The sequence below is a fragment of the Neobacillus drentensis genome (assembly GCF_036965645.1).
Classification (GTDB): domain Bacteria; phylum Bacillota; class Bacilli; order Bacillales; family Cytobacillaceae; genus Neobacillus; species Neobacillus drentensis_D.
Genome location: NZ_JBALPZ010000109.1, coordinates 1 through 9,441, shown reverse-complemented (window position 1 = coordinate 9,441; position 9,441 = coordinate 1). Strand labels below are relative to the sequence as shown.

8 protein-coding genes are annotated in these 9,441 nt (G+C 38.2%); 1 reads left to right on the top strand and 7 read right to left on the bottom strand.

The genetic code is table 11. The features are described 5' to 3' along the window. The coding region (locus V7266_RS19570; protein WP_335470137.1) for a hypothetical protein at nt 1-352 on the bottom strand (352 nt) is incomplete at its 3' end. Nucleotides 353-584: 232 nt separating this feature from the next. On the opposite strand from V7266_RS19570, the gene V7266_RS19565 reads away from it, so the two are divergent. Continuing rightward, nucleotides 585-758: a hypothetical protein gene (locus tag V7266_RS19565; protein ID WP_335470135.1), complete on the top strand. Its 174-nt coding sequence runs from the start codon at nt 585-587 to the stop codon at nt 756-758. 133 nt (nt 759-891) lie between these two features. On the opposite strand, the gene V7266_RS19560 is transcribed toward V7266_RS19565, so the two are convergent. The 6 genes from V7266_RS19560 to V7266_RS19535 form a co-directional block, all read right to left on the bottom strand. Then, nucleotides 892-2,133, bottom strand: a complete 1,242-nt coding sequence (locus V7266_RS19560) for a Bcr/CflA family multidrug efflux MFS transporter (RefSeq protein ID WP_335470134.1) — start codon at nt 2,131-2,133, stop codon at nt 892-894. Nucleotides 2,134-2,320: 187 nt separating this feature from the next. Continuing rightward, a complete protein-coding gene (locus tag V7266_RS19555) occupies nt 2,321-2,695 on the bottom strand; it encodes a FixH family protein (protein WP_335470133.1) in 375 nt (124 codons plus the stop codon). A 90-nt stretch (nt 2,696-2,785) separates the two neighbouring features. Next, nucleotides 2,786-3,730, bottom strand: coding sequence for a sugar ABC transporter substrate-binding protein (locus tag V7266_RS19550; RefSeq protein ID WP_335470132.1), 945 nt, complete (start codon nt 3,728-3,730; stop codon nt 2,786-2,788). After that, the gene (locus V7266_RS19545) at nt 3,727-5,856 is read right to left on the bottom strand and encodes a PAS domain S-box protein (protein ID WP_335470131.1); all 2,130 of its coding nucleotides are present in this window, start codon (nt 5,854-5,856) and stop codon (nt 3,727-3,729) included. The genes V7266_RS19550 and V7266_RS19545 overlap by 4 nt, the downstream gene beginning before the upstream one ends. Further along, a complete protein-coding gene (locus tag V7266_RS19540; protein WP_335470130.1) occupies nt 5,765-6,565 on the bottom strand; it encodes a CheR family methyltransferase in 801 nt (266 codons plus the stop codon). Before V7266_RS19540 ends, V7266_RS19545 begins: the two co-directional genes overlap by 92 nt. 39 nt (nt 6,566-6,604) lie before the next feature. After that, nucleotides 6,605-9,346, bottom strand: coding sequence for a response regulator (locus tag V7266_RS19535; RefSeq protein ID WP_335470128.1), 2,742 nt, complete (start codon nt 9,344-9,346; stop codon nt 6,605-6,607). Between the last annotated feature and the right edge of the window lie 95 nt (nt 9,347-9,441).

Below are 9,441 nucleotides of genomic sequence, written 5' to 3'. Positions count from 1 at the left end.
TTGGAATTGGCAACTTTGAAGCAAAAATTGCTCCAAGTTCACCTAAAAATCCACCTAATATAAAAGGAATCGCAGTTATAGTTTTATTCGCACCCTTTTTAGCATAAAACCACGCATCCCAAACCACGTAAACATAGAAACCTGGATAGAATAACATTCCATCATATATGACCGCTGCCAAAGCCTGTTTATGAAAACCATTTAAATCAAGTTGTATTGCCTTATTTATCTTTCCATAGATATTATCAAAATGTTCAATAACAAGAAAAACAAGACCTCTGATGAAGTTCCTGTTATAAAATTGTCCAACGCCAGGCATAAGTAATGAAAAAAGCGCCGCGATATTCCTCATTCGTAAATTCCTCTTTCCAATTATATGGAAATATCTTTTCCTAAAGAACCACGCTTCTATACCCGCAAATTCGAACTAATCTTACCCGTTTATGGAATAACAAAAATATCCACGAAAATGCAGCAGCTCTCAAACTATTAAAATGTTTGAAAACGTTCACAAAAAATAGTGGTAATCGCTTTCAACTTCGTATATAATTATATTAAAATTACAACTAGAGAGGTGAAATAGCATGAAAGAATATATTTTTCTACTAGAAGAACCCGTGGGTACGAGAGAAATTAAGATTTTAGCATCAGGAATGATGGATGCCTTCAAAAAGGCAAAAGAATTTCAAAAAAATATTGTCCAAGATACAAAATTGAAAGTCAAAATGATCTTAAAAGGTGTTAGATATACGGATTAACCTTAGATAAAAATATATTGAAAGGAAATATCCTAAACTATATGTTCTTATTAAGATTAATAGTAGATAAATAAAGGAGAACACGTTCGCTAGTATAACGAAATGTGTTCTCCTTTATATTTGTATTTATATTTTAAATACTGGGTTTCTTGATGGAGCACTGATCATTTGATAGTTGTATCCTAAGCGAAGATCCTCGGACCAATACAAAATAAGAAAGGACGGCCAGAAAGCTAGAGCAAAAGATAATAACGCCCATCGGAACACCTGTATACGCCCCTGCTATTCCCACAAGTGGAGCCGTTAAAGACCCAAGTACAAATGGCAATAAACCTAATAAGGCTGAGGCACTCCCCGCAATATGCCCTTGCGTTTCTATCGCTAAAGCAAAAGAAGTGGTTCCAATAATACTGATTGAACCGACAAAAAAGAAAATCGGAATAGCTACAGCGAATAGCGGAGCTTTTAAAAATAGAGCAATGAGTAACCAGGCACCCGCTATGGTAGAGATGGCTAACCCTATTTTTAAGAATGCCCGCTCCGAAATAATGTCTGCCAAGCGGCCGACCAACTGACTTCCAATAATTAAGGCTACTCCATTTGTCCCGAATAATAAACTAAATTGCTGCGGTGTGACGTGATAAATATTTTGATAGACAAACGGAATCCCCGAAACATAGGCAAAGATTCCGGCAGTCGTAAAACCCTGCGTTAGTGCGTATCCCATGAACGTTCGATCTTTGAATAAAGAACCAAAGTTATTCAAAATTTGTGGTAAATTGCTTGGTACACGATTTTCTGTCGGCAGGGTTTCTTCTAGCTTGATAGTAACAGTGAAGAGCAACAACGCACCCACAATAGCCAAGGCAATAAAAACCCCATGCCAATTGGTAAAAGCAAGAATTCCCCCACCAGCAATCGGTGCAACGATTGGTCCGAGGTTCCCCACTAACACCATCAGCGTAAAAAACTTGGTGAGCTCTCTCCCACTAAATAAATCCCGAACAATCGCTCTAGAGATAACCAGACCGCCAGCCGCAGCAAAACCTTGGACTAATCGAGCGATGATAAGAAAATAGATATTGGGCGCAAACGCGCATGTAATAGAAGCAAGTAAATACAAGGTAATAAAGATAAGCAAGGGTTGACGGCGGCCTTTCACATCACTTAAAGGACCAATAACCAATTGCCCTAAGCCCAATCCTAATAAACAGGAAGTCAAACTTATTTGTACGAGTGACGCCGTGGTATCATAGTCTTTTACAATGGTTGGAAAGGAAGGTAAATACGTATCGATTGTAAAAGGTCCTAACAGTCCAAGAGATCCAAGTAGTATAGCCAGCTGTATTCGTTTTTTTCCACTAGGTTTATTCAATGTCCATCGCCTTTCTGAAAATATTTCGTTATCCTAAATTTATAAATTTTATTATAACCTGAACCTTGCTCAAGGGTAAACAAATAAAATCAATGGAAGCGTATCCAATTTTCAAGCTTATTGAAGGAAGCAGGGGGACGGTTCTTCTGCTCCGTCCCCCTCAATAATAAAATGGCATTTCTACTGCTTATTGTGCCTGATTGTAAACAATTGAAAATCTTTTTTCCGATAGCGATTTTTCTCCATCGTAATCGATTTGAATGGCTGCGGTATAATCCCCTTCCATTTCAAGGTTAGCTTTTCCAACATACACGCCATTCCCTGTTTCCTGGAAGTTCAGTGAAGTATCTCCATGACTCATCCCTTGCATGTCCAATTTTGCACTAACCTTAGCCCCTTTTACGGGTTGACCCTTAGGATCTAAGATTTTTACTTGAATGGGAGTTAATTGACCTGGTGTAAATGATTTGGGTGTTGTCAGCTTAATCTCAATGTTATTTGAACTGCATCCCGCCATCAAAACCATTACTAGGCCAATTATTAGAATCGTAAATTTGTTCATTACCCCTCATCCTTTCTAAAGTTTTTCTTGTTGCACTAAATTGGGGCATTACAATTTAGACCTTTTTATTTCCTACTCTATACAACAAACCTAATTTTTTAATCCCTCTATAAACTCTATTTTACTTTTCGCATTATCCGATGTAATGATGTCGACATCACTGTTGATCTTTTTTTCTACCTCTTGCCCCTTTATGGTCTTTAAGGCATTTTCCACACTAATATAACCGATATCATATGGATTTTGCGCAATCGAGCCTTTCAACGTTCCATTTTCGACATATTTCAGCATATCTATTATTCCGTCTGCTCCAATAACGGGCATTTTTAATCCTTTTTTATTCAAGTACTTTAAAACTTCTAAAGCCATAGTATCATTTGAGGCAAAAAAGCCTTTGATGTCAGGATGAATCTTTATCAATTTAGCGGTTAAGGGAATAACTTTGGCATCCTCATCATAATAATGGATCTTCTCCGTGATTGTGTCCATTCCCACTGTATCTATAGCCTGTTTGGCACCTTGAATTCGCTCATCACTTACAGAATCGTTTGAAATCCAACCAATCAATGCCACCTTGTCACCAGGCTGCAGCATGGAGGATAATACCTCTCCTGCTTTTTCACCTAATGAGAGGTTATCGGTTCCAATAAAGGAAGTTTGACCCGACCAATTAACCTCGGTATCAACAATCAGGACCGGAATATGTTCCTTTTTAAATTCCTTTAATATAGGGATAGATGCAGGTGGATCTTCCGGAGAAAAAATAAGGGCATCCGGCTTTTCCTTTAATACCTTTTTCAAAAGAGACAGTTGGTCTTCATGATTTTGGTCAGGTGTAAAAATAGTTCCCTTTACACCAAAGTTTTTAAATCCCTTTTCAAATCCAGAGGCCATGATCGACCAGTATTCCGACTTGGATTCTTTCAAAACGACAGCAACGGTCGGCCTTTCAACTGCAAAAACTTTGTAAAAATATCCCAATAACCCACAGATAAAGACGGCAGAAACAACTAGGATCAGCCTTTTTTTCTTCACTTTTTCTCACCATTCAAGTGGAGATTTTCATCTAAATAACGATCAAAACAAATGAAAAAACTGGTGCCTTCATGCCCTGTCTGAACCTTGATTTTTGCCTGATGCCGATCGGCGATGCTATAGCAAACAGCTAGTCCCATTCCAGTCCCTTGGTCTTTGGTTGTAAAAAAGGGAGTGCCAATTTTATCAAGAATGTCTGGCTTGATTCCATTTCCACTATCCTTCACCTCTAAAATAACCATCTCTTGTTCAGTGTAGGTTCTTACGGTAAGGATCCCGCCCAACTCCATCGCCTCAAGTCCATTTAAAGCGAGATTCAAGAAAAGCTGGCGAATTTCCTTTTCATCTAAGAGCAAATCTGGACATGGTTCCAAAAATTGCTGAACTCTTTTCCCTGCGAGGTTTGCTTCTGCAGTGATTAAGGGCAGAATGGCTTCAACGATTCGATTTAAAGATTGTTTAGTTTTATTACTAGCTTTATTTTTGGCGAGCGTTAAAAACTCTTTAATGATACTATTAGCCCGGTCTAGTTCATCCAGCATAATATCAATGAACTCAGGTGACAGCGGCTGATTATTGCTTTTCCACATTTGTAAAAATCCATGTACCGTTGTCATCGGGTTCCGGATTTCATGCGCAATTCCAGCAGCCATCTCGCCAATAAGATTCAAGCGATCTAAACGGACCATCTCTTTTTCTAAATTTTCTCGTTCCGTAATATCATTTACCACGATAAGAACGCATGCTTCATTTTGCAATTCAATGATTTCCGTGGATAACAATCCCCATCGCCTTTCCCCGTTTTTCGATTGGTAGGTCACTTTAAGATTGCTCAACGTCTTATTCCATCCGGGAGAAGCGAAATCGACTTTATTTTCATCCCCCCACGTATATAGGGCCCAGTCAAAAACTTGATCCTTTACGGTTTCATAGTCATAACCTGTATGTTGGAGCCAGGTTTTATTAACATCCATAAATCTTCCCGTACGTATGGAACGAATCACCTTTAAGCAAGGACTAGCTTCAAATATTTTTTTCAAGAGTTCATGGGAAACGATTAGATCATCCGCTGCCTTTTTCCGCTCCTTAATTTCCGCTTTAAGCTTCTCATTCGTAGACAATAGATCTAATGTTCGCTCTTCCACTACTTTTTTTAGTAGATTAAATTGTTGGTTTTTGATTTTCTCGATTTCTTTCCTCTCCGTCACATCACGGATGGTGCAAACAAAAAGAGGGGTGTCTTCGATAATTGCTTTTCCCATTTGAACGTCGACAGGAAAACGGTTTTGGTCTTTCCTTAAACCGACACCTTCTAGTATTTTTCCTACTCCTGACTTAGTAAAGGATAGCATCGATAGGAGGGCCATCCGATCTCCCTCTTGCTTTACTACAGGGAGAATGGTGGCTAAATTGTTTCCGATTAATTCCTCAACATTATAACCAAACATTTTTTTGACCATCGGATTGATGGATAGAATAACTCCGGATTCATTAAAGGTAACAATCGTGTCCAATAATGTTTCCGCTACCACCTTTGATAACGTCTCCGTTTTATATAAATCTCCGCTTGTACGATTCAATTTATTATGAACTTCCTCGAGTTCAATCGACTTTTTCCATTCAGACCTTTTTAAACACTCCGTATGACTTTTATAGATTTTTACAAATTGTTCTACTTTTTGTTTTAATGTCTCTGGATTAAACGGCTTAAATATGTAATCAATCGCACCAACAGAATAACCATGAAGAACGTGCTCCATATCCTGACTGATAGCGGTGATAAAGATAATCGGAATATCTTTTGACCTTTTTCTAGCTTTAATCAGCTTGGCTGTTTCAAAACCATTTAGTCCAGGCATTTGCACATCCAGTAAAATGACCGCAAAATCTTGTTTAAGTATACATTTTAACGCTTCCTCCCCCGACCTGGCCGTTACCAAATGATAGCTTGGTGATGAGAGAACGGCTTCTAATGCAATTAAATTTTCTTTCAGATCGTCTACCATTAAAATATTAATCGTATCCGTGTCTGGCTTATTTGTTTTTTCGGTAAAGTCTTTCTTCTGAATGGAGTACTTCATAGTATTTTGCATAATCGGTAAAACGTATCTCCTCTCTTTTTCCAAGGCCTAGAAACCCTGAAAAAAATAGACTCTCGTAAAATAATTGATGAACATGATTTTGTAATTGTTTATTAAAATAAATCATCACATTCCGGCAGATAATGATATGAAACTCGTTAAAGGATTGATCGGTAACCAAATTGTGCTGAAAAAAGTCAATATTCTTTTTCAAGAAGGAATGAAAAGATGCTTGTTCATTTTTCACCGAATAATACTCCGAAAAAGCCTTTTCCCCCCCGGATTGAATATAGTTTGTAGTGTACAGTTTCATTTTTTCTAAGGGAAAAGAACCTTGTTTCGCTTTTTCTAAATTAATATTATTGATATCGGTAGCGTAAATCTTTGATTTTTCTAATACGCCTTCTTCATGCAGCAAAATCGCCATCGAATATACTTCCTCACCAGAACCACAGCCCACATGCCAGATTCGGATAGCAGGATAATCTCTTATGACCGGAATGACTTTTTGCCTGAGAACTTTAAAAAAAGTGGGATCTCGAAACATCTCCGTTACATTAATAGAAAAGTCATAAAACAACTTATCCATCACAAGGGGGTCGTGTAACACTTTTTCCTGTAAACCGGATACAGTCCCTAGCTTTTCCACAGCCATTCGATTCAAAATTCTTCTTTGAATGAAAGGAGCAGAATAGTTTCGAAAATCATATCCATAATGGCGATAAATGGCTTCAAGTAATAACTCTATTTCCATTATCTGCAGTAGATTAATATTGGTAATGGTGAATCCCGCCTATCTATATAGCCAAACCTGGATCAGTGAGTAGAGCTGATCTAAATCAATCGGTTTGCTAATGTAATCTGACGCACCAGCCTGAATACATTCTTCACGGTTATGTTTCATTGCTTTGGCTGTTAAAGCAATGATGGGCAACTCCTGAAATTCATGTCTAGAACGAATACTGCGCATCGCCTCAAATCCATCCATTTCCGGCATCATAATATCCATCAAGATCAGATCAATATCAGGATTTTCTTGCAAGACTTCGATCCCTTCTCTGCCGTTTTCAGCAAAAAGTACTTCGATCTCATATTCCTCAAGAGCAGAAGATAGGGCATAAATATTGCGCATATCGTCATCTACAATCAGAATTCTCTTCCCATTCATTAACGAGTAATCTTGTGTGAAATCTTCGCCGATTTCGTTTGTCTCCAGTTGAAACTTGCTACCGCCGAAGGAATGGCCTTCCTCATCCTGAAGAGCAGCGGCCGATTCTAATAAGGCGGTATTGTTACTTTTATTTTCTTCCAAATGATGAATGGGTAAGTAAAGAGTGAAAGAACTTCCAGCCCCTACCTCACTTCTTAAATCAATAAAGCCGCCAAGCAAGTGGGCAAACTCGCGGCTGATGGATAATCCTAAGCCTGTTCCCCCATATTTTCGGCTGGTCGTACCATCCGCTTGCATAAACGCATTAAAAATCAATTGCTGTTTGTCTTTTGAAATCCCAATTCCTGTATCAGCAATGGTAAAACTGATCATTGGTTCTTTAAGGTCAGCCAATCCATCGGGAACAACCTTTTTAATCAAAATGGAAATGCACCCTTTTTCTGTGAATTTAAATGCATTTGATAAAAGGTTTCGCAAAATTTGATTCAGTCGATGCTCATCGGTGTAGATAGAATCTGGTAAATCATCATCTATGAAAATAGTAAACTCTAAGCTTTTTTGACGAGCTAGTGGAGTAAAATATCTTTCTGCAAAGGTCTTAATTTTTTCTAAAGCTACCTCTCCGTGAATAACCTCCATTTTTCCAGCTTCCACTTTTGCTAGATCTAAAATTTCATTAATTAAATGTAGCAAATCGTTTCCAGATGAATAAATGGTTTGGAGGTATTCCACTTGTTTCTCTGTTAAATTTTCATTCCGTTTTTCGATTAGCATTTGAGCAAGTATTAATAAACTGTTTAATGGGGTCCGAAGTTCATGTGACATATTCGCCAGAAATTCGGATTTATATTGAGAGATAGTAGCCAATTCTTGAGCTTTCTCTTCAAGGGCTATACTGAATTTCTCCAATTCCTCTTTTTTGTGCTCAGAATGTTGATATTGTACCTCGAGCTCTTCATTCATGATTCTTAGTTCTTCTTGCTGTTGCTGCAACTCTTCTGATTGGCTTTGCAGCTCTTCTGTTAAGGCTTGCGACTCTTGTAATAATTTTTTGACCTGCATCCGATTTCCGATACTGTTAATGGTAATACCGATATGGGCCATGACTTCATGGAGAAGGGCCTGCTGCACGTCATTAAATGGTTTTAAGGAAGCAACCTCAAGAACAGCCAAAATCTCTCCTTCAAATTCGGCCGGTAAAATATAGATATTTTTAGGAGCAGCTTCACCGATTCCGGAGGTAATTTTTACATAATTATCGGGAATGTCGGAAATCATAATCGGTTTCTTTTCTGCCGCCACTTGCCCCACAAGTCCCTCACCGAGATGGAAACTTGTTGTTGTATCCGGGTCATGTTTGAAGGCATAAGAAGCCATATTGACCAGACAATGTCCACTATTACTTTCTTCTTTCATATAGAAAACACCATAGTGGGCATCTACCATTGGCGTGATATTTTGGATAAATAAACGGGACAATGTCTTAAAATCTTCAACGGAAGTATACATGGAAGTAATTTGCGCCACTTTTGATTTCCGCCAGCTATGTTCCTCGGCCTTTTCGATTAAGGCTTTTTCCTGCACCGCTTTTTCTTCTAATGCTTGAGCCATTCGATTGTAGGCAGTGGAGATCTTCCCAATTTCGTCTTTCGTTGTGACCCCAATACGGGGGAATTGTGTTCCATGATCTTGAGCCACATTGCTCATAACGGAAGTAACCCGCTGCAAATTTTTAGTTAAACCTCGAATAATCCAAATCGCGACACCAAGTCCTATTAGGAAACCAATGGCAACAACGATATAAATCATACGCAGCTCAAGGTTATAGGTTTGTTTTGTCCGCAAAAGTTGGTCTTTCATTTCTTGTTCCTGCAGGGTATAAATCAAATCAGTAATCTGCTGGAGCCGTGCCCGATCTCGCTTGATATCACCCCATATGAGCTTGTCGAAACTAGCGTTTTGGTCGGTTTTTTGTAAAATAATAATTTGGTTTCCGACTTCTTCATAGGTTTTGTAGAGCGTGTTAAATTTAGAAATTAGAGCCTGTGTTTCTTTACGATTGTCCATCTTTCCAAGCTTTTCAATCGAAGAGCGAATGTTGTTCCTTGATTGTTCCCATTCGTTCACTACTTGAGAAAGTACAGACTCAGGTGGAATAGAGGCGATCTCACTCAACTCTCTGCCCATATTCCCTACCTCGAACTCAATGGTGGATGCCATCAACTTCCTCTCGTCTAAATCTGAAACGAGTGAATTCATCGTAACCGTCTGTTGATTGACCATCTTAAATAAAATACCTAGAAAAATAATGTTAAAAAGTAAGATTAGGACTAATCCCCCATAAAGCTTCGTTCTAAATTTCATATAGACTTCATTCTCCCAGTTAATAAAAATGAATTTCGAATAGAATTTATATAGTAAAATGGAATTAAAAGACTCTAAATGGTTATGTAAAAAAT

Bases quoted from the DNA above. Each gene is read 5' to 3' on its own strand.
- V7266_RS19565 (WP_335470135.1), top strand. From the start codon at position 585: ATGAAAGAATATATTTTTCTACTAGAAGAACCCGTGGGTACGAGAGAA.
- V7266_RS19540 (WP_335470130.1), bottom strand. From the start codon at position 6,565: ATGGAAATAGAGTTATTACTTGAAGCCATTTATCGCCATTATGGATAT.
- V7266_RS19535 (WP_335470128.1), bottom strand. From the start codon at position 9,346: ATGAAATTTAGAACGAAGCTTTATGGGGGATTAGTCCTAATCTTACTT.
- V7266_RS19555 (WP_335470133.1), bottom strand. From the start codon at position 2,695: ATGAACAAATTTACGATTCTAATAATTGGCCTAGTAATGGTTTTGATG.